This is a genomic window from Enterobacter sp. fkY84-1 (genome assembly GCF_052974705.1).
Window position 1 is genome coordinate 1,134,011 of sequence record NZ_CP169393.1, and the last position, 20,849, is coordinate 1,154,859.

Genomic DNA, 20,849 nt, shown 5'->3' on the forward strand with positions numbered 1-20,849 from the left:
CGGGGCAGGGACGCCCCACACCTCCGCCGTTGTGTTATAAAATTGTAATAAAAGCTTCTTAGACTGGTCGCCGACTCCTTACCTCTTGGCCAATGACAGGAAGCCGCTATGGGCAGACCCCTCAAATCCGTTTTTAAAAAAGAACATCGCGACGACATCGCTAACCGCAGCGCGAACCCGGTATTCTCCGAGGTGGCAGAGGTGTTCCTCTCCCGCCGTCGTTTTCTCCAGATGGGCGCCGTGGCGGGCGCTGCCGTTTCATTCCCCTTTCTGATCAAACCCGAAAATGCGATTGCCGCGGTATCAAAGCCTTCTGCACTGGCAAAAGCGGTTTCCCTGGGCTTTACCAGCATCGACGTCTCCACGGAAGATACGGTGAGGGTGCCGGAAGGCTATATTGCCCGCCCGTTCTATCGCTGGGGTGACCCGACGGGGATCAAAAACAACATGCCGGCCTTTAAGCCGGATGCCAGCAACACCGCGGACGAACAGGCTGCGCAGGCGGGCATGCATCATGACGGCATGGCGTGGTTTAGCCTGCCGCAGGGGGAGCAAAACCCGGAGCATGGCCTGCTGGCAATGAACCATGAGTACATCGACAACGGGATGCTGTTTACCGACGGTACGGCGAACTGGAGCCTCGACAAGGCCCGCAAGGGGCAGAACGCGATGGGCGTGTCGGTGGTGGAAGTGAAAAAATCGGGCAGCGACTGGCAGGTGGTTCGCCCGTCTTCGTATGCCCGCCGCATTACCGTCAATACGCCGATGCAGCTTACCGGCCCGGCGCGGCATCAGGACTTAATGAAAACCGCCGCCGACCCGCAGGGGGAGCGCGTGCTGGGCACCATGCAGAACTGCGCCAACGGCCATACGCCATGGGGCACCTATCTCACCTGCGAGGAGAACTGGTCGGATATTTTTGTCAAAAAAACCGATCTCAACCCGCTGGAAAAACGCTACGGGATCAGCGACAGCGATGAATCCTACCGCTGGAACGAGGTGGACGAGCGATTTAGCGTTGATAAAACCCCTAACGAACCTAACCGCTTCGGCTGGGTCGTGGAGATCGATCCCTATAACCCGACCTCCACGCCGCGCAAGCACACCGCCCTGGGCCGCTTCAAGCATGAGGGGGCGGCCGTCACGCTTGCCGCCGATAGCCGCGTGGTGGTCTATATGGGGGACGACCAGAAGTTCGAGTACATCTATAAGTTTGTCTCGGACAAAAAATACGATCCCGCGAACCGTGAAGCCAATATGCAGCTGCTGACGTCCGGCACGCTGTACGTTGCCCGCTTCAACGAAGACGGGAGCGGCGACTGGCTGCCGCTGATCTTCGGGCAAAAGGGTCTGGATAAGAGCAACGGGTTTGAAAACCAGGGCGATCTGCTGATTAAAACCCGCCTGGCGGCAGACGCCGTGGGGGCAACGAAGATGGATCGCCCCGAGTGGATAGCGGTCGACCCGCACGCCAGCGGCAGCGTCTACTGTACGCTCACCAACAACAGCGATCGCGGGAAGGAGGGTAAGGCACCGGTTGATGCTGCCAACCCGCGCGCTAATAACGTGTTTGGTCATATTATGCACTGGCACGAAGAGGGGGCCGATCCTGCTGCCGCTCGCTTTAAGTGGGATATTCTGGTGATGGGCGGGCGGACCGACAGCGACGATCCGAAGGCTAAAGGTTCCATGCAGGGGGCGGCCTTCGGCAGCCCCGATGGCCTGTCGTTCGATCATCAGGGCGTGCTGTGGATCCAGACCGACGTCTCTTCCAGCACCATCAATAAGAAAGCCTACGAGGGGATGGGCAATAACCAGATGGTGGCCACCATTCCGGGCACCAACGAGTATCGTCGTTTCCTGACCGGACCGCGCGGGTGTGAAATCACCGGGATTGCGTTTACGCCGGATAACCGGACGCTGTTCATCAACATTCAGCATCCGGGGGAGGGCGGGGATGATATCACCGACCCTGCTAACCCTCGCGCTGTTTCCAACTGGCCAGACGTGAACCCGAACGGACGCCCGCGTTCCTCAACGGTGGTCATCGTCAAAGCGGACGGCGGGATCATCGGCTCATAACCTTGCATCGCCGGGGGCATGCCGTGCTCCCGGCGTTAAACTTGCTACCGCCAGCATGAAGTGTTAAAACGTGCCCCTTCTAAAAAAGAGACAGGGGTAGGACGTGAAAGACGCGTCATCCGCTTCAGGCCATGGTAGCGCTGAAGCCTCGTCGGATCAGAATCCGACGCTGCAACGTGGTTTGCAAAATCGACATATTCAGTTAATTGCCCTTGGCGGCGCAATCGGTACCGGGCTCTTTCTCGGCATCGGCCCCGCTATTCAGATGGCCGGTCCTGCGGTGCTGCTGGGTTACGGTATCGCCGGGATTATCGCCTTCCTGATCATGCGCCAGCTTGGCGAGATGGTCGTTGAAGAGCCGGTGTCAGGCTCATTCGCGCATTTTGCCTATAAATACTGGGGTCCGTTCGCAGGCTTCCTCTCCGGCTGGAACTACTGGGTGATGTTCGTGCTGGTGGGGATGGCGGAGCTGACCGCCGCCGGCATCTACATGCAGTACTGGCTGCCGGACGTGCCCACGTGGATCTGGGCGGCGGCCTTCTTCATCATCATTAACGCCGTTAACCTCGTCAACGTGCGCCTGTATGGTGAAACCGAGTTCTGGTTTGCGCTGATCAAGGTGCTGGCGATTATCGGCATGATCGGCTTCGGCCTGTGGCTGCTGTTCTCTGGCCACGGCGGCGAGCGCGCCACGATCGATAACCTTTGGCAGCACGGCGGCTTCCTGGCAACCGGCTGGAAAGGGCTCATCCTCTCGCTGGCGGTGATCATGTTCTCCTTCGGCGGGCTGGAGCTGATTGGCATCACCGCCGCGGAAGCGCGCGACCCGCATACAAGCATTCCGAAAGCGGTTAACCAGGTGGTGTACCGTATCCTGCTGTTCTATATCGGCTCGCTGGTGGTGCTGCTGGCGCTCTACCCGTGGGTGGAAGTGAAGTCAGACAGCAGCCCGTTCGTGATGATTTTCCACGATCTGAACAGCAACGTGGTGGCTTCTGCGCTGAACTTCGTCATTCTGGTGGCGTCGCTGTCGGTCTATAACAGCGGCGTTTACTCCAACAGCCGCATGCTGTTTGGTCTCTCCGTGCAGGGTAACGCGCCGAAATTCCTCACCCGCGTCAGCCGTCGCGGCGTGCCGGTGAACTCGCTGTTCCTTTCCGGGGCGATTACCTCGCTGGTGGTGCTGATCAACTATCTGCTGCCGAAAGAGGCCTTCGGCCTGCTGATGGCGCTGGTTGTCGCTACGCTGCTGCTGAACTGGATCATGATCTGCCTCGCGCACCTGCGATTCCGCGCCGCGATGCGCCGCAAGGGGCGCGAAACGCAGTTCAAGGCGCTGCTTTACCCGGCGGGGAACTACCTCTGTATCGCGTTTCTGGCGTTGATTCTGGTGCTGATGTGCACCATGGATGAGATGCGACTTTCAGCAATGCTGCTGCCGGTATGGGTGGTGTTCCTGTTTATCGCGTTTAAGCTCTCACGCAAAAAGTAGCCCGTTTTTCTCCCTCTCCCTGTGGGAGAGGGCCGGGGTGAGGGCAACAGACCGCACCAAACCAGACCGCAACTGCCTTCACGCCCGGTGGCGCTGCGCTTACCGGGCCTACAAAACACTGCTTCATCTTTATCGTGACCCCCCTCCCAAATCTGTTTCGATCCACAGGATCTTTATTTTGTAATCGATTACTTTTCATTTGAATCATTTTGTAATCGATTACTTTTTCCGGGTGAGGCTTATTATGGTGTCAACTGAAAGTAGTGAAAAGACGATAGCGCAGCATCGGCTGCTGGTGCCGCGGCTGTCGCTGATGATGTTTCTGCAGTTTTTTATCTGGGGTAGCTGGTCGGTTACGCTCGGCCTGGTGATGACCCAGCACAACATGTCTCTGCTGATTGGCGATGCGTTCTCCGCCGGGCCTATCGCCTCCATTCTCTCGCCGTTCGTGCTCGGCATGCTGGTGGACCGCTTCTTCGCCTCGCAGAAGGTGATGGCGGTGATGCACCTGGCGGGCGCGGCGATCCTCTGGTTCGTGCCGGGGGCGCTGATTGCCGAGAACGGCGCGCTGCTGATTGGCCTGCTGTTTGGCTACACGCTCTGCTACATGCCGACGCTGGCGCTGACCAACAACATCGCGTTTCACAGCCTGGCAAACGTGGATAAAACCTTCCCGGTGGTGCGCGTGTTCGGCACCATCGGCTGGATCGTGGCGGGCATTTTCATCGGCGTCACCGGCGTGGCGTCCAGCGTTACCATCTTTCAGGTGGCGGCGGCCAGCTCCGTGCTGCTGGCGCTTTACAGCCTGACGCTGCCGCACACGCCTGCTCCGGCGAAAGGCCTGCCGGTGAAGGTGCGCGATCTTTTCTGCGCGGATGCCTTTGCGCTGCTCAAAACCCGCCACTTTTTCGTCTTCTCCGTCTGCGCGATGCTGATCTCCGTCCCGCTCGGCACCTATTACGCCTACACCGCCTCGTATCTGGCGGATGCGGGAATTGCCGACGTCAGCACCGCCATGTCCTTCGGGCAGATGTCCGAGATCGTCTTCATGCTGGTTATTCCGCTGCTGTTCCGCCGTCTGGGCGTGAAGGTCATGCTGCTGATCGGCATGCTGGCGTGGTTTGTGCGTTACGCCATGTTCGCACTGGGCGTCAGCGAGGAGGGGCGCATCCTGCTGTATCTCGGCATCCTGCTCCACGGCGTCTGCTACGATTTCTTCTTTGTCGTCGGCTTTATCTACACCGACCGCGTGGCGGGCGAAAAGGTGAAAGGCCAGGCCCAGAGCATGATCGTGATGTTCACCTACGGCATCGGCATGCTGCTCGGCTCGCAGATTTCCGGCGCGCTCTATAACCGCCTGGTGGCAGGGCAGACCGTGCCGCAGGCGTGGGTGACATTCTGGTGGATCCCGGCGGTAGCGGCCGCGGCGATCGCGCTGATTTTCCTTCTCACGTTTAAGTATGACGATGACAAGGCGTAACGTTCAGGGGGTGGTATGAGGACGATGAAAGGACCCGGCATTTTTCTGTCGCAGTTTATTGGCGCAGAAGCGCCGTTTAATTCGCTCGACGGGCTGGCTGAATGGGCGGCAGGTAAAGGTTATAAGGCGGTACAGATCCCCTGCAACCATCCGCACATCTTTGACGTCGAGAAAGCGGCGGAGAGCCAGACCTACTGCGACGACATCGCCGCTAAGCTGGCCGCGCACGGGCTGGTTATCAGCGAACTGTCGACCCATCTGGAAGGGCAGCTCGTGGCGGTGAACCCTGCCTACAGCGACGCGTTTGACCACTTTGCGCCCGCTTCCGTGCGCGGTAACGATGCTGCGCGTCGGGCGTGGGCCACGGAGAAGCTGAAGCAGGGGGCGGTCGCCTCGGCAAGATTAGGTCTGAAAGCACACGCGACCTTCTCCGGCTCGCTGGCGTGGCCGTTTTTCTATCCGTGGCCGCCGCATAACGAGCAGCGCTTTCAGGAGGCGTTCGAGGAGCTGGCGACCCGCTGGCGGCCGATTCTGGATACCTTCGACGAGCAGGGCGTGGACGTCTGCTTTGAGCTGCATCCCGGGGAAGATCTGCACGACGGCGTGACCTTCGAGCGTTTTCTTGCGCTGGTGGACAACCATCCGCGCTGCAACATTCTCTACGACCCGAGCCATATGCTGCTTCAGCAGATGGACTACCTGGCCTTTATCGATATCTTCCACGCGCGCATTAAAGCGTTCCACGTCAAGGATGCGGAGTTCCGCCCCAGCGGGCGCAGCGGCGTCTACGGCGGCTACCAGCCGTGGATCAACCGCGCCGGACGCTTTCGCTCGCCCGGTGACGGGCAAATCGACTTTAAGGGCATCTTCAGCAAGCTGACCCAGTACGACTATGACGGCTGGGCGGTGCTGGAGTGGGAGTGCTGCCTGAAGGATGGCGATACCGGCGCGAGTGAGGGCAGCGAATTTATCCGCCGCCACATCATTCCGGTTGCCGGGCGCGCGTTTGACGATTTCGCCGCAGGGGGCAGCCATGATTAACGTCGGGATCGTCGGCAGCGGGTTTATTGGCCCGGCACATATCGAGGCGCTCAGGCGCCTTGGGTTTGTTCAGGTGGTCGCGCTGTGCGACGGCTCGCTCGTTAAGGCGCAGGAAAAGGCGCGCCTGCTAAACGTACCGCACGTGTACGGTAGCGTTGAGGAGCTGCTCGCGCACCCTGATTTGCACGTGGTGCACAACTGCACGCCGAACCACCTGCATGCACAGATTAACCGCCAGATCCTGCGCGCGGGCAAGCACGTGTTTTCCGAAAAGCCGCTGTGCATGACGCCGGACGAGGCGCGCGAGCTGGTGGCGCTGGCGGAGCAGACGGGCGTGGTGCATGGCGTGAGCTTTGTCTATCGCCAGTTTGCGATGGTGCGTCAGGCGGCGAGCATGATGCGCGCAAGCAGCCTCGGGCGGCTGTTTGCCTCGCACGGCAGCTATCTGCAGGACTGGATGCTGCTGGAAACCGACTACAACTGGCGGGTGGATGCCGCGCTCGGCGGCGCGTCGCGGGCGGTGGCGGATATCGGTTCCCACTGGTGCGATACGGTGCAGTTCGTCACCGGCCGACGTATCACCGAGGTGATGGCCGATCTCACCATCGTCTGGCCGACGCGCAAAGCCAGTGTGTCGGGCAGTCAGACCTTTACCCACGATGTGCACGCGCAGTATGAAGACAAGCCGGTCACCACCGAAGACTTCGGCTCGGTGCTGTTCCGCTTCGACGACGGCAGCAAGGGCAGCTTCAGCGTCTCGCAGGTAAGCGCGGGGCGCAAAAATCGCCTGACGTTTGAGATCAACGGCAGCGAGCGGTCGGTGGCGTGGGATCAGGAGATCCCGCAGCGGCTGTGGGTCGGCCATCGCGCGCAGGCCAACCAGACGCTCACCGACGATCCGGGGCTGATGAACCCTGACGTGGCCGACAGCGCCCACTTCCCCGGCGGACATATCGAAGGCTGGCCGGACGCCTTCAAAAATATGATGGCGCAGTTCTACCGCGCCGTGCAGGCGGGCGCGATGCCGGATACGCCGCAGTTTGCGACGTTTCACGATGGCGCAAACGTGATGTATATCATTGATGCCATTGTGAAAAGCCATCAGCAGCAGCGCTGGGTGCGCGTGGAACAATAACGCGTTGCCCGGTTCGCCGGGCAATAAATTTATGGTAGCCTGCACAAAACGCTAACCGCAGGATGTGTCGTCGCTATGTCAATTCAGAAAATCGCTCAGCTGGCCGGGGTCTCCGTGGCGACGGTCTCCCGCGTGCTGAATAACAGCGACACCGTGAAGGCGAAAAACCGCGAGCGCGTTCTGCGGGCGATTCAGGAGAGCAACTACCAGCCAAACCTGCTCGCCCGTCAGCTGCGCACCGCCCGCAGCTATATGATCCTGGTGATGGTGTCCAACATTGCCAACCCATTCTGCGCCGAAGTGGTGAAGGGCATCGAAGCCGAGGCGGAGAAAAACGGCTACCGCATTCTGCTGTGCAACTCCGGCTCGGACATCGAGCGCTCCCGCTCGGGCTTAAGCCTGCTCTCCGGCAAAATCGTCGACGGCATTATCACCATGGACGCCTTCTCGAAGCTGCCGGAACTTGCCGCGCTGATTGGTTCTGCACCGTGGGTGCAGTGCGCCGAATATGCCGATGCGGGCGCGGTCTCCTGCGTCGGCATCAACGATGTGGACGCTTCACAGCATGCCGTCAGCCAGCTGGCCGACGGCGGCCGCAAACGTATCGCGATGATCAACCACGATCTCAGCTACAAATATGCCCGCCTGCGCGAACGCGGCTACAAGAGCGTGATCCACCTGCGGGATCTGGACTATCAGGCGGTGGAGTATGCCAGCGATCTCAGCTCCGGGGCGGGCATGGCGGCGATGCAAAACCTGTTAAAAGATAATCCTCCGGATGCGGTATTTGCCGTTTCCGATACGCTGGCGGCGGGCGCGCTGCGCGCCATTCAGCAGGCAGGTCTTCGGGTGCCGGAGGATATTGCCGTGGTCGGCTTTGACGGTACGGAGCTGGCGGACATGATTTCGCTCACCACCATCGAACAGCCGTCGCGGGATATCGGGCGCAAGGCGGTCGATCTTCTCTTAAACAAAATCGACAACCCGGATGCGCCCACGGAAAGGGTGATGATGGACTGGCGCTTTATTTCCCGCGCCAGCACCTGATTATTGCGCGATGACGCCAGCCAGGGAGCGAATATCGTTCCCGGTTGGCGACTGGTGAATGCGCAGACCAAATTCATCCACCACCGCGAAAATATGGTCGAAGATGTCGGCCTGAATCTCCTCATATTCTGCCCAGACCACCGTGTTGGTGAAGGCATATATTTCAATCGGCAAGCCATTCGCGTCAGGCGCGAGCTGACGCACCATCAGCGTCATATCTTTACGAATGCGCGGGTGGTTGCGCAGATATTCGTTCAGGTAGGCGCGGAAGGTGCCGATATTGGTCATCTTGCGCAGGTTTAATACCGATTCCCCTTCACCGTTTTTCTGATTCCACAGGCTAATTTCCTCATGGCGTGCGGCCAGATAAGGCTTCAGCAGCTTCGCCTGAATGAGTTTCTGCTGCTCCTGCTCGTCGAGAAAATGAATGCTGGTGGTATCAATGTTCAGGCTGCGCTTAATGCGTCGTCCGCCGGAGGCCGACATGCCGCTCCAGTTGATAAAGGCGTCGGAGACCAGCGCCCACGTCGGAATGGTCGTAATCGTATTATCGAAATTGCGCACTTTCACGGTGGTCAGGCCGATATCCGTCACCGTGCCGTTGGCACCGTATTTCGGCATCTCCAGCCAGTCGCCGAGCTTGAGCATATCGTTGGCGGAAAGCTGGATACCCGCTACAAGTCCAAGTATCGGGTCTTTAAACACCAGCATCAGCACGGCGGCCATGGCGCCCAGACCGCTTATCAGAATCGCAGGGGACTGGCCAATCAGCAGGGAGATAATCAATATCCCCACCAGAATGGCGCTCACCAGCTTGATGCCCTGGAAAATCCCTTTCAGCGGCAGCTGCGACGCGGTGGCCATTTTCTGCGACAGATTGAAAATCACGTCCAGCAGCGAGAAGAAGGAGAGCAGGGCATAGACCATCACCCACAGCTTCGCGCAGGTGGTGAGTATTTCCGCCGCTTCGCTGCCTTTTTGCAGCCACAGTACCGCCTGGACGTTGACGATTATCCCCTGCAGGGTAAAGGCCAGACGGTGAAATAATTTATTCTGAGTGATGATCTGCAGCCATAAATGGCTGCTGGCCTGCGCGCGCTTTTCGAATGCGCGAAGTACCCCTTTGTGCAGAATAAAATGAACGATGATGGCGGTAAGAAAAATAATACCAAAGATAATCACTAAAGAGGTGGTGTGATTAATTTCAATGCCTAACTCTTCAACCTGAGCAATCAATTCCTGCATAACGTCTCCTGTATTTTTGCAGCCCCATAATGGCGGCTGCGGATCTATTATGCAAATTCACGAACTTATTTGGCGGCCTGACAGATCTTCGCCACCGGCAGGCACAGGCTATGGCGGATACGCAGCGTCGCCAGAGCAAGTACCACCATCATAGCTGTTTCTACCATCAGGAAGACGTTCACCGCCTGGGTGTAATCCCCGTGATGGTTTTGAAGCGCGTGCAGCAAAATGGCGCCAAAAATGGCCGGGCCAAGGCCCAGTGCGGCCTGCTGCAGGGTGCTTAAAATAGCGCTCGCGGCTCCCGCGTCGTCAGGCTGAATGTCGCGCATCCCGATGCGATAGAAGCTGTTCACGATCAGCGCCTGCCCGTAGCCCACCAGTCCGGTCGCGGGTGCCAGCGTCAGGGTGGTATTCTCCATGCCCCAAACGCGGAACGTGGCGATCAGCGCCAGCAGGCCGGTAATCTGGATCGCCAGACCCGTCAGCAGAATAGTGCTGGTGCTGTAGCGGGCAATCAGCCGCGGCGCGAACCACGCCGAAACAAAGTAGGTCACGCCCAGGGCGATAAAACTGTTCCCGGACTGCCACGGCGCCATCCCCAGACCGGTTTGCATGGTCAGGGCCATACAGAACATAAACCCGGACCAGGCGCTGAAAAAGAGCATCGCAATCAGGACGCCAAAGCGCACGCTGCGAAGCGCAAGCAGGCGCGGCGGGATCAGCGGGTGGGCATTCTCACGCTCTTTTTTGCGCGCGTTCAGCGCCATCAGCCAGGCCAGCGGGACAAGGGCGAGCAGCATCGCCTTCAGCGGCCAGGACCAGTGCCACTGGGGGCCGAGCGCCATCGGGAACAGCAGGCAGCAAAGCATGACCGCCAGCAGCGCGGTACCCGGCCAGTCGATGCGTGACGGCGTCTCGCGACGGGTTTCCGGTACGAAGCGGCGGCTCAGCGCCAGCACCACCAGACAAATCGGCACGTTGATAAAGAAGGCGTTACGCCAGCCCAGCCCGGCGATATCCGCCGATACCAGCCAGCCGCCGCCCATCTGCCCCACGATAAACGCAATCCCGCCGATGCCGCCGAACAGGCTGATGGCTTTGGCGTGGGCGGTGCCTTTCAGCGTGACGTGCAGCGTGGCAAGAATTTGCGGCACGATCAGTGCGGCCCCCGCGCCCTGAACGATGCGCGCGGCGAGCAGCTGTTCAATGTTCCCCGCCATTCCGCACAGCAGCGAGGCCAGGCCAAAGCTCGCGACACCCCACATGAACAGACGACGACGGCCAAAGTTATCCCCCAGCTTGCTGCCGAGCGCGAGACAGACGGCAAAGGCCACGCCGTAGAGGGCGACGATCAGCTCCAGTTCGGTAGCGGTCGCATGCAGTGAATGGGTGATGGCATCCAGCGCCACGTTAGTGATTGAGGTATCAATCATGGGCAGCATCTGGCCGGTCAACAGCAGTATCAGGCCAGCGCGACCCGGTGAAACAACTGACGTATTCATGGTAATTCCATTGCGTCATTCAACAGATGGTCGTAGCATCTACCATCAGATAAACGGGTACCAGTTCTTACTTATACTGGTACTGGCACTACCATGCAGGGGGATTTATGGCGCTGATGTCTGAACCGGTCGTTTCACGTCAGGATGACACCCGAAAACAGCTCGGGGCATTTTTACGCGCCCGGCGGGAAAGTCTCGATCCGCAGCGCTTAGGTTTGCCGCGCAGCGGTCGCCGCCGCACGCCGGGCCTGCGCCGGGAAGAGGTGGCGATGCTCGCTGATGTGGGCGTCACCTGGTACACCTGGCTTGAGCAGGGCAGGGACGTCAATCCGTCCAGCGCGGTGATGGCGGCCGTGGCAAAAGCGCTGCAATGTACCCCGACCGAGGCCCGACATCTGTTTGTGTTAGCAGGTTTACCGCCGGGTGAAGCGCCGCAGGCGGCCTGCTGCGAGGGCATTAGCGAAGGCACGCGCCGCCTGCTGGATACGCTGATGCCGAAACCCGCCAGCATTCAGAAACCGAACTTCGATATCGTGGCGTGGAACGACAGCTTCGGGCATCTGATGGGCGTCGATTTCAATGACATCCCTCCCGAAGATCGCAACTGTATTTATCTGTTCCTCACGCATCCGGCGTGGCGCGCGCGCCTCGGCAGACGCGACGACGTGCTGCCCATCTTTGTCTCCTATTTCCGCGCGGCGATGGCCGAACACCGGGGCGATCCGCTGTGGGAGGCCAAGCTGGCGCGCTTCTTTGCAGTGTCCGAAGAGTTTAAAACCCTGTGGCACCAGCGCAACGACGTGCGCGGCGTGGAGAACCAGCTCAAGCTGTTTACCCACCCCGAGCTGGGGGATTTTACGCTGCAGCAGATGTACTGGTATTCCGCGCCGCGAAACGGATCGCGGCTGCTGGTGTATCTGCCGGTGGATGAGGCGGGAGAGCGGGCGATGGCGTGGCTGGCGGCGCAGGGGAAATAATTTTTGCGAGGGGCTTTCAGGGAATAAGAGCCGTCTCTGTTAAGTGGAGAAGACTGGCGTAATGTGGGGATTAACTTAAACCCATCACTGAATCGACATCATTTCGACGGGGTGTTAAGTCGTCTATACTCACGTCATGAGAAACCACCATGTCGCCACTGATGATTGATTTCGCAGATTTCAGCCAAAAATTAGGCCTTATCTCCCGAAACGTCGAACATACCGAAGCGTTTCTTGCGCGGGGTACGGTGGATTTTCATCTGCCCGGATTTATGCTGCCTGTGGGATATCGCTTGTTAAAATCGCGCTACGGCGATGAATACCGTCTCGTGACCACCGAGGACGGAAAACCCTATACGGCGTATGCGGTCAAGCTGACGTTTCATAAAGAAATTACGTTCCCCCACGGTGCTGCGACACAGGTCATGGTGTGGCGTACGCCACGCGCTGTCCATCAGCGGGTTATAAGTGGTTTACCACAATCCTTCTTTCAATGGGTGCTAAGCGAATACGACATTGTTGTGTCTGACAGCGAACAAACCGGCGACGGACAGCGGTTTTGGTTACGCATGATAGACTGGGCGTTCAGCATGAATTATCGGATAAGCGTGGCTGACGGTACGGTAGGAGAAGAGTGGCACTTAACGCCGGTGAGCTCATATGCCGAGCTGGAAGAGCGCTGGATTGCGTTTGCCTGGGGACACGATCGTGATGTGCACCCACATCGCAGGTTAGTCATCAGTAAAGCGTAACGGGCCGCACAGAGCGGCCCGTTTTGTTTAGCACTCGGTCACAATCGTGCTCAGCGGCAGGCGAGATTTCGGCAGCGTGGCGTTGAAATCTTCCACGCTGTGATGCCCAACCGGCACCACCACCAGGCTGGTGAAGCCTTTCTCTTTCAGGCCAAACTCTTCGTCGAGGATCGCGGCGTCGAAACCTTCAATCGGTACCGCGTCCAGGCCCAGCGCAGCCACGCCCAGCAGGAAGTTACCGACGTTCAGGTAAACCTGCTTCGCCATCCACTGGTCGTCATCTTTCAGATCCACGCGGTGCATGTCGGCAAAGTAGGTACGGCCCTTATGGTTTGCCGCTTTCGCTTCTGGGGTATTAAAGCGACCATCGGCTTCTTCCTGATCGACAACGCGCTCCAGCCAGGCGTCGTCCATCGCGGTTTTCGCGCAGAACACCACCACGTGAGAGGCATCCAGCATTTTGCGTTCGTTGAACACATAGGTGCCCGCCGCGGACTTCGCCACGCGCGCTTTTCCTTCCTCGGTGCTGGCGACAATAAAGTGCCACGGCTGGGAGTTGGTGCTGGACGGGCTGTACTGCAGCAGGGTTTTGATTTTTTCCGCTTCTTCAGCGGTCAGTTTTTTGCTTGCGTCGAACGCCTTGGTGGAGTGGCGTTTCAGCGCAACAGAAATGATATCCATAACAACTCCTGATGATGAAATTCGCCCGCGTGCGGGCGCGAAAGGTGAGCAGATTACAGCGGGACGCGGAAAAAGATAAGGGCAATTCGAGCGCTTAATCTGTTCGTCTCAGACGAACAATCAGACCGGCCGGATCCACTTCTGGTCTTTTTTCGGCAGTTTATCCACCACCAGATGCCAGGAATCATTGATGAGATCGGTAACCAGTTCCGGCGTCACGTCGTCCGTACCGTAAAGGGAAATCCAGTGCTTTTTGTTGAGGTGATAGCCCGGTTCAACGCCGCGATAAATCTGCTGATTTAACAGCGATTTTTCCGGGTCTGACTTCAGGCTAACGTGCGGCCGCCCGTGGGCGACGGCCACAATCATGAAAATTTTCCCGCCCACTTTAAACACGTCAAACTCCGGCCCAAACGGCCAGCAGTGTTCGGTGAACGGCAGTTCCAGCGCCACGCGTTTTGCGTGTTCCTGCAACGTTTTACTGTCCATCGCTCTCTTCCTGGGCAAGCCCGCGCCACATTACCTCAAAGCCGAGCGCTTTAAACTCAACGGCGCGGGACGGATCGCGGGTGGCAAATTCCATCGTGCTTTCGGCCAGCGATAAGAAAAGCGCATCGCCAAACGTTTTAAATTCATCAGACATAAACACCTGACGCACCGAGCGGCGGCAGAGCTCATGCAGCTCCGGGAACATCTCTTTCACCGCCTGTTCCGTTTCGGCGCTCAGCTTTTCACTGACGCCAATCTGGCGGATCGCCGCATGGGCAACGGGGTTACGAATACCCCAGTCCACATAGCTGTTCCAGATATTGCGGGTATGTTCTTTGGGCAGCGTGATGGTGCGATCGAGGTTCGCCAGCATGGTCTGGCAGAGATCCTGCTTCAGGTGCAGATAGAGGGCATTCAGCAGATCGTCTTTCGTAGCAAAGTAGCGGAACAGGGTGCCTTCGGCGACGCCCGCCTTACGGGCAATGAGCGCCGTTGAGGCGGCAATACCTGACTGTGCAAACGCCGTGGTTGCGGCGTCCAGTAAGGCCTGTTTTTTATCTTCACTCTTCGGACGTGCCACTAAATTTTTCCTCCTGTCAATTATAAAAACCCTGATTGAAACACGTGCTTTGACACGCTGCAACGCGGAATGTCAAAGATCGAAAACGTCTTGACGACTTTATCATCATATCTATAATGAGTGCTTACTCACTCATAATCAAGTTTACCCTGCGCACGCTATCGGATGGGGCGCGTTTTCGGGTCAGGATATGAAAAAACCTCTCTTCATCTGCGTGGTGTTAATCATGATTATTGCTTCAGCCGCGAGTTTACCGTTTGTTCTGAATGCCGGATTCGGCCAGCCGCCGCAGGGTGAACGGCTTACTGAAGTGGAGGCCTCTCCACAGTATCGCGAGGGGAAATTCCACAATACGCTGCCGACGCCGGGTTATAACGGTGACAAAAATATGCTGGTCGCGATGTGGGAGTTTCTGACCAAAAAAACCGAAAACGCCCGCCCGGCCCAGCCGCTGCCGCTGGTGAAAACCGATCTTGCGAGCCTGCCGCTGGAGCAGGACACCCTGGTGTGGCTCGGTCACTCCTCGTGGTATCTGCAGCTCGCGGGTAAACGGATCCTCATTGACCCGGTTCTTGGCAACTATGCCGCGCCGTTCTCGTTCCTCAATAAGGCTTTTGCCGGCGAGTATCCGTGGCGGGCAGAAATTATGCCGGCGATCGACCTGCTGATTATCTCGCACGATCACTACGATCATCTGGATTACGCCACCATCAGGGCGTTACTGCCGAAGGTGAAGCGGGTGGTGACGCCACTGGGCGTCGGCTCCCACCTGCGTTACTGGGGGATGAAGCCCGAGATTATTGACGAACGCGACTGGAACCAGTCGGTGCGCATCAGCGATGCGTTGACGGTGCACGTTCTGCCGGCGCGTCACTTCTCCGGCCGCGGCATCAAACGCGATCGCACCTTGTGGGGCAGCTTCATGTTCGTCACGCCAGAGCAGAAGGTTTACTACAGCGGGGATTCCGGTTACGGCCCGCACTTCAGGGCCATCGGTGAACAGTTTGGCGAAGTGGACGTCGCCATCATGGAAAACGGCCAGTACGACCAGGACTGGAAGTACATCCACATGCTGCCGGAGGAAACGGCGCAGGCCTCGGCGGATCTGAACGCGAAAGCCGTGGTGCCCGGGCATAACGGACGCTTCGTGCTGGCGAAACACGCCTGGAACGATCCGCTGATCCAGCTGGCAAAAGCCAGCCAGGATAAAAATTATCGGTTGCTGACGCCGGAACTGGGCGAGCCCGTCCGGGTAAGCGACACCGCGCAAACCTTTCGTGCGTGGTGGGAATAATGTTTAAGCGAGAAGCAGAGGGGGACAGCAGTATGACCATTTCCGCTCAAGTCATCGACACTATCGTCGAATGGATCGACGACAATCTGCACCAGCCATTACGAATAGAAGAGATTGCCCGCCACGCGGGTTACTCGAAGTGGCACCTGCAGCGGCTGTTTATGCAGTACAAAGGGGAGAGTCTGGGGCGCTATATCCGTGAACGCAAGCTGCTGCTGGCGGCGCGCGATCTGCGTGAATCCGACGCCCGGGTCTACGACATCTGCCTGCGTTACGGGTTTGACTCGCAGCAGACGTTTACCCGCATCTTTACCCGCACGTTCAACCAGCCGCCTGGCGCGTACCGTAAAGAGAACCATAGCCAGACACATTAACCTGTCGCGTGTAGGCCGGGTAAGGCGTAGTTGCCACCCGGCCTTTTTATGGGCTCACGACGCCAGTGAAAACCAGCGTCGCCAGATGAAACGCAGCACAAAGAATTCAATCGCCCCGAGCAGTAAAAACCACACGCAGAACAGAATGGTATAGAGCTGGTTAAGATCGACCATGTGAAAGGTCTGAACCAGCTTCTGCGCCAGTACCAGCCCAAGCGAAGGCGCAGGGAGCAGCAGGCATGAAAGCAGTGCCAGCAATAAAATGCCGCCTGCGGTGAGCAGCGACTCTAGCGGGTGTTTCATCGTAATGTTAATCGTCAGTTAAAAATGTCATTGTCCGGCATCCCGGAACGTAAAGCAATATAAACCCGGCGCACGTTTACGGATAAAACGAATGCGCTATTCTGTGAATAATTAACAGAAATAGATAAATATCCCAGACGCGATTAAATAATTATCGCGTAGTGTAAATAAACGTCCGCATCAGGAAAATAATTTTACAAATGTATAGGTGCTATAACCAATTAACGTGGCAATAACAATGGCCGCGATAACGTATAACACCAGCCTGCGCCCGCGATAAATACCCCACATGGTTCCCCCTCGTTTAGTTTTGGTTTAGAAATATTTTGTAAAAATCAGATCGTCGAAATAGTTTTAATCAGTTTTGAATAACCGAGAAGTCATTATATTGCGGTAGATCAATTTTACCCGCAAGACTTTAAAATGATTTATTTAAGCCCGAAAGGAATTCAGGCTTCTGTTCACCGGAAATTGAAGGAAAAATACGATGACTGAAAAAAAAGTGATTCCGAACGTGCCGCCTTCCGGCGGGCTGGCATACCAGCAGACCGTAGAGCAGGTGCTTGCACACGCGCAGAGCCAGGCCTGCGGTCTGGACCGTGCAGAGGCGCAGGCGCGTCTGCAAAAAACAGGGCCGAACGCGCTGCCGGAGAAAAAAGGGAAACCCGCCTGGCTGCGTTTCCTGGCCCATTTTAATGATGTCCTGATTTATGTCCTGCTGGCCGCCGCCGTATTAACGGCAGTAATGGGCCACTGGGTCGATACGCTGGTTATTTTGGGCGTGGCGGTAATCAATGCATTAATTGGTCATATTCAGGAAAGCAACGCGGAAAAATCCCTGAAGAGTATTCGTAATATGCTCGCCAGCGAGGCGCGCGTTATTCGTAACGGCAACCATGAAACAATTCCCACAACTGAAATAGTCCCGGGCGATATTATTGTATTACGCGCGGGAGATCGTATTCCGGCGGATATGCGTTTAATTGAAGCGCATAATTTACGCGTGGAAGAGGCGATTCTGACCGGTGAATCCACCGTGGTGGATAAACACGTTAATCCGCTGAGCGGCGAATTACCGCTGGGCGATCGCACCAACATGGTCTTCTCCGGAACGACCGTCAGCGCGGGCGGCGGCGTCGGTGTGGTCACCGCCACCGGTCAGGATACGGAACTCGGCCACATCAACCAGATGATGGCGGGGATCGAGAAGCACCGTACGCCGCTGCTGGTGCAAATGGACAAGCTGGGTAAGGCGATCTTCGCGATTATTCTGGCGATGATGGCCGCGCTGTTTGTTTTCAGCCTGGCGTTCCGCGAGATCCCGATGGGCGAGCTGCTGCTCTCCCTGATCAGCCTGGCGGTCGCCTCCGTACCGGAAGGTCTGCCGGCGATTATCTCCATCATCCTCTCCCTGGGCGTGCAGGCAATGGCGCGCAAGCGGGCCATCATCCGCAAGCTGCCGACGGTGGAAACGCTTGGCGCGATGACCGTGGTCTGCTCGGATAAAACCGGCACCCTGACCATGAACGAGATGACGGTCAAAGCCATCATCACCGCCGACGCCTGCTACCGCGTGGACGGCAACAGCTACGAGCCGGTGGGCAACCTCTATCTGGAAGGCAGCGACGAGCCGGTCCACATCCAGCCGGGCACCGTGCTGGAGCAGTACCTGCGCACCATCGACCTGTGCAACGATAGTCAGCTGATTCAGGACGAGCGCGGGCTGTGGGGCATTACCGGCGGCCCAACCGAGGGCGCGCTGAAGGTGCTGGCGGCGAAGGCCAACCTTGAGCCGGTCACGACCACGCTGGTTAACAAAATCCCGTTCGACTCGCAGTACAAGTACATGAGCACCCACTACCAGATTGGCGGTGAGGAGCAGATCCTGATTACCGGGGCGCCGGACGTCATTTTCGCCTTGTGCGCCGAGCAGCTGACCCGTCACGGTGCGGAAGCCTTCAACCGCGCGTACTGGGAAAGTGAGATGGAGCGCTATGCGCGTCAGGGACTGCGCATGGTCGCCGCGGCGTTCAAGCCGGCGAACGGCGAGCAGGAACTGACGCACGATGACCTGAGCCACGGCCTGATCTTCCTCGGCATCGCCGGGATGATGGATCCGCCGCGCCCGGAAGCGATTGACGCGATTAACGCCTGCCAGCAGGCGGGGATCCGCGTGAAGATGATCACCGGCGATCACCCGCAGACGGCAATGAGCATCGGGCAGATGCTGGGGATCAGCAACAGCGAGCAGGCGGTCACCGGCTATGAGCTGGAGAAGATGGACGATGCCGCCCTGGCGGACGCGGCGGTGAAGTATGACATCTTCGCCCGTACCAGCCCGGAGCATAAGCTGCGCCTGGTGAAAGCGCTGCAGGACAAAGGTGAAATTGTCGGCATGACCGGCGACGGCGTGAACGACGCCCCGGCGCTGCGTCAGGCGGACGTGGGCATTGCGATGGGCATTAAGGGCACGGAAGTGACCAAAGAGGCGGCGGACATGGTCCTGACGGACGATAACTTCGCCACCATCGCCAGCGCGGTGAAAGAGGGGCGTCGCGTTTACGACAACCTGAAGAAGACCATCCTGTTCATCATGCCGACCAACCTGGCGCAGGGGCTGCTGATTGTGATTGCGCTGCTGGCGGGGAACATCATTCCGCTGACGCCGGTGCTGATCCTGTGGATGAACATGGCGACCTCCGCCACGCTCTCCTTCGGCCTGGCCTTTGAAGCCGCCGAGCGCAACATCATGCGCCGTCCGCCGCGTCAGACCGGCCAGCACGTGATGGACGCCTACGCCGTCTGGCGCGTGGCCTTCGTCGGCACCATGATTGCCATCGCCGCCTTTGCGCTGGAAGCCTGGCTGGCCCCGCGCGGCCACAGCGCGGAGTTCATCCGCACCGTGCTGCTGCAGATGCTGGTCTGCGCCCAGTGGGTATACATGATTAACTGCCGCAACACCGAAGGGTTCTCCCTCAACCGTGGCCTGCTGGCGAACAAAGGGATCTGGCTGGTGACGGGCGTGCTGTTCCTGCTCCAGGCGGCGATTATCTACCTGCCGTTTATGCAGATGCTGTTCGGTACCGAAGCCCTGCCGCTGCGTTACTGGTTTGTGACCCTGGCCGTTGCAGGCGTGATGTTCTTCGTCGTCGAAATCGAGAAGCGGCTGACCCGCAGGTTCCGTAAGGCTGCATAACCTTTTGCCCTCACCCTAACCCTCTCCCACGGGGAGAGGGGACTCTGACCTCCCTCTCCCTGTGGGAGAGGGCCGGGGTGAGTGCAACAACCCTGAGGTACTCCCATGAAACTCCCACTCCTGTTCGCGCTTCTCGCCTGCACTCTGCAACCCGCATTCGCTGCCGCCATTCCCGTTCGCATCGCCACCGTGGAGCAAACCGCCCACGCCGCCGAGCGCCAAATCCCGGGCCGCATCGAAGCCATTCACACCGTTGAGCTACGCGCACGCACGGAGGGCACGATCGCCAAAATCCACTTCCGCGACGGGCAGTACGTGAAAAAAGGCGACGTGCTGTTTGAGCTGGACGACGCCGAGCCGCGCGCCGCCCTGCGCCTGGCGCAGGCCGAAGTGAAAAGCGCTGAAGCCACGCTGCGCCAGGCGCAGCAGCAGCTCTCCCGCTTTGAAAGCCTCGGCAGCAGCAACGCCATCAGCCGTCACGACGTGGACAACGCCCGCATGCAGCGCGACGTCGCCAGCGCCGCTCTCGAGCAGGCGAAGGCCCGGCTCGACGCCCGCCGCGTCACCCTGGGCTACACCCGCATCACCTCGCCGATTGACGGCCGCGTGGGGCACAGCAGCTTCCACGTGGGTAGCCTGGTCAACCCGGCGAGCGGGGTTTTGGTGGAGGTGGTGCAGCTTGACCCGATCCGCATCGCCTTTGCGCTGGAAGAGGGGGCGTTTGCCGCCAAAGCCGGACAGCATGCGGATATCAACGCCATGAAGCGTGCCTGGCAGGCGCTGATCGACAGCAACGGCCAGCGCGTCAGCGGCGAGCTGACGTCGGTGGATAACCGCGTTGACCCGCGTACCGCCAGCGTGATGCTGCGCGCCGAGTTTGCCAATCCGCGCCATCAGCTGCTGCCCGGCGGCAACGTGAATGTCTATTTGCGCCCGGCAAGCGAGCAGCCGGTGCTGACCCTCCCCGCCGCCGCAGTCCAGCAGAACGGCGACGGCTTCTTTGCCTGGGTGGTTAATGCCGACGGCAACGCCGAAATGCGCCCGCTGAACGTGGCCGGGCAGATCGGCCAGCAGTTTCAGATTGCCTCTGGCGTGAAGCCCGGTGAGCGAGCGATTACTGACGGCGCGCAGCGCGTGCAGCCAGGCGCTGCAGTCCAGATACTCAATTAAGGAGCCATC

Annotated in this window: 18 protein-coding genes; 12 read left to right on the forward strand and 6 right to left on the reverse strand. The window is 58.7% G+C overall.

Annotated features, from left to right (window positions below; translation table 11 throughout):
• Nucleotides 1–108 precede the first annotated feature (108 nt).
• The 6 genes from ACEPLT_RS05285 to ACEPLT_RS05310 all read left to right on the forward strand — a co-directional run bounded on the left by ACEPLT_RS05285 (nucleotide 109) and on the right by ACEPLT_RS05310 (nucleotide 8,277).
• The gene (locus ACEPLT_RS05285) at nucleotides 109–2,082 is read left to right on the forward strand and encodes a PhoX family protein (protein ID WP_032674299.1); all 1,974 of its coding nucleotides are present in this window, start codon (nucleotides 109–111) and stop codon (nucleotides 2,080–2,082) included.
• A gap of 103 nt (nucleotides 2,083–2,185) precedes the next feature.
• The gene (gene pheP / locus ACEPLT_RS05290) at nucleotides 2,186–3,574 is read left to right on the forward strand and encodes a phenylalanine transporter (protein ID WP_129318735.1); all 1,389 of its coding nucleotides are present in this window, start codon (nucleotides 2,186–2,188) and stop codon (nucleotides 3,572–3,574) included.
• 244 nt (nucleotides 3,575–3,818) lie between these two features.
• Nucleotides 3,819–5,054, forward strand: coding sequence for an MFS transporter (locus ACEPLT_RS05295; RefSeq protein ID WP_021241592.1), 1,236 nt, complete (start codon nucleotides 3,819–3,821; stop codon nucleotides 5,052–5,054).
• A gap of 15 nt (nucleotides 5,055–5,069) precedes the next feature.
• Nucleotides 5,070–6,095 carry a sugar phosphate isomerase/epimerase family protein gene (locus ACEPLT_RS05300; RefSeq protein WP_232927987.1) on the forward strand — a complete coding sequence of 342 codons (1,026 nt, stop codon included), beginning with the start codon at nucleotides 5,070–5,072 and terminating at the stop codon, nucleotides 6,093–6,095.
• Complete coding sequence (locus tag ACEPLT_RS05305) at nucleotides 6,088–7,230, forward strand: Gfo/Idh/MocA family protein (RefSeq protein WP_232927990.1); 1,143 nt, start codon at nucleotides 6,088–6,090, stop codon at nucleotides 7,228–7,230. The genes ACEPLT_RS05300 and ACEPLT_RS05305 overlap by 8 nt, the downstream gene beginning before the upstream one ends.
• A gap of 75 nt (nucleotides 7,231–7,305) precedes the next feature.
• The gene (locus ACEPLT_RS05310; protein ID WP_021241589.1) at nucleotides 7,306–8,277 is read left to right on the forward strand and encodes a LacI family DNA-binding transcriptional regulator; all 972 of its coding nucleotides are present in this window, start codon (nucleotides 7,306–7,308) and stop codon (nucleotides 8,275–8,277) included.
• Here the strand turns inward: ACEPLT_RS05310 and ACEPLT_RS05315 are convergent, their stop codons facing one another.
• On the reverse strand, nucleotides 8,278–9,522 hold the full coding sequence (locus ACEPLT_RS05315; protein ID WP_021241588.1) for a mechanosensitive ion channel family protein: 1,245 nt from the start codon (nucleotides 9,520–9,522) through the stop codon (nucleotides 8,278–8,280).
• A 65-nt stretch (nucleotides 9,523–9,587) separates the two neighbouring features.
• A complete protein-coding gene (locus ACEPLT_RS05320; RefSeq protein ID WP_039265894.1) occupies nucleotides 9,588–11,024 on the reverse strand; it encodes an MFS transporter in 1,437 nt (478 codons plus the stop codon).
• Between the two features lie 107 nt (nucleotides 11,025–11,131).
• On the opposite strand from ACEPLT_RS05320, the gene ACEPLT_RS05325 reads away from it, so the two are divergent.
• Both ACEPLT_RS05325 and ACEPLT_RS05330 read left to right on the forward strand, forming a co-directional pair.
• On the forward strand, nucleotides 11,132–12,001 hold the full coding sequence (locus tag ACEPLT_RS05325) for a helix-turn-helix transcriptional regulator (RefSeq protein WP_063418508.1): 870 nt from the start codon (nucleotides 11,132–11,134) through the stop codon (nucleotides 11,999–12,001).
• Nucleotides 12,002–12,150: 149 nt separating this feature from the next.
• Complete coding sequence (locus ACEPLT_RS05330; protein WP_032663988.1) at nucleotides 12,151–12,753, forward strand: hypothetical protein; 603 nt, start codon at nucleotides 12,151–12,153, stop codon at nucleotides 12,751–12,753.
• A 27-nt stretch (nucleotides 12,754–12,780) separates the two neighbouring features.
• Here ACEPLT_RS05330 and nfsB read toward each other — a convergent pair whose 3' ends face one another.
• The 3 genes from nfsB to ACEPLT_RS05345 form a co-directional block, all read right to left on the reverse strand.
• On the reverse strand, nucleotides 12,781–13,434 hold the full coding sequence (nfsB, locus tag ACEPLT_RS05335) for an oxygen-insensitive NAD(P)H nitroreductase (RefSeq protein WP_021241586.1): 654 nt from the start codon (nucleotides 13,432–13,434) through the stop codon (nucleotides 12,781–12,783).
• A 120-nt stretch (nucleotides 13,435–13,554) separates the two neighbouring features.
• The gene (locus ACEPLT_RS05340) at nucleotides 13,555–13,923 is read right to left on the reverse strand and encodes an MmcQ/YjbR family DNA-binding protein (RefSeq protein WP_023293103.1); all 369 of its coding nucleotides are present in this window, start codon (nucleotides 13,921–13,923) and stop codon (nucleotides 13,555–13,557) included.
• Complete coding sequence (locus tag ACEPLT_RS05345) at nucleotides 13,913–14,503, reverse strand: TetR/AcrR family transcriptional regulator (protein ID WP_008499387.1); 591 nt, start codon at nucleotides 14,501–14,503, stop codon at nucleotides 13,913–13,915. Before ACEPLT_RS05345 ends, ACEPLT_RS05340 begins: the two co-directional genes overlap by 11 nt.
• A 190-nt stretch (nucleotides 14,504–14,693) precedes the next feature.
• Here ACEPLT_RS05345 and ACEPLT_RS05350 point away from each other — a divergent pair, with 190 nt between their 5' ends.
• Together ACEPLT_RS05350 and ACEPLT_RS05355 are read left to right on the forward strand one after the other, a co-directional pair.
• Entirely contained in the window at nucleotides 14,694–15,797 is a 1,104-nt protein-coding gene (locus ACEPLT_RS05350; RefSeq protein ID WP_021241583.1) for an MBL fold metallo-hydrolase, read from the forward strand.
• Between the two features lie 32 nt (nucleotides 15,798–15,829).
• On the forward strand, nucleotides 15,830–16,171 hold the full coding sequence (locus ACEPLT_RS05355) for a RamA family antibiotic efflux transcriptional regulator (RefSeq protein ID WP_010428317.1): 342 nt from the start codon (nucleotides 15,830–15,832) through the stop codon (nucleotides 16,169–16,171).
• A 54-nt stretch (nucleotides 16,172–16,225) separates the two neighbouring features.
• Here ACEPLT_RS05355 and ACEPLT_RS05360 read toward each other — a convergent pair whose 3' ends face one another.
• Entirely contained in the window at nucleotides 16,226–16,474 is a 249-nt protein-coding gene (locus ACEPLT_RS05360; RefSeq protein ID WP_008499390.1) for a DUF1158 domain-containing protein, read from the reverse strand.
• 487 nt (nucleotides 16,475–16,961) lie between these two features.
• Between ACEPLT_RS05360 and ACEPLT_RS05365 the strand changes: the two genes are divergently transcribed.
• Both ACEPLT_RS05365 and ACEPLT_RS05370 read left to right on the forward strand, forming a co-directional pair.
• Nucleotides 16,962–19,670, forward strand: a complete 2,709-nt coding sequence (locus ACEPLT_RS05365) for a cation-transporting P-type ATPase (RefSeq protein WP_032674305.1) — start codon at nucleotides 16,962–16,964, stop codon at nucleotides 19,668–19,670.
• Between the two features lie 105 nt (nucleotides 19,671–19,775).
• Nucleotides 19,776–20,840 (forward strand): efflux RND transporter periplasmic adaptor subunit, encoded by a 1,065-nt coding sequence (locus tag ACEPLT_RS05370; protein WP_032674306.1) that lies wholly within the window; start codon nucleotides 19,776–19,778, stop codon nucleotides 20,838–20,840.
• Nucleotides 20,841–20,849 lie beyond the last annotated feature (9 nt).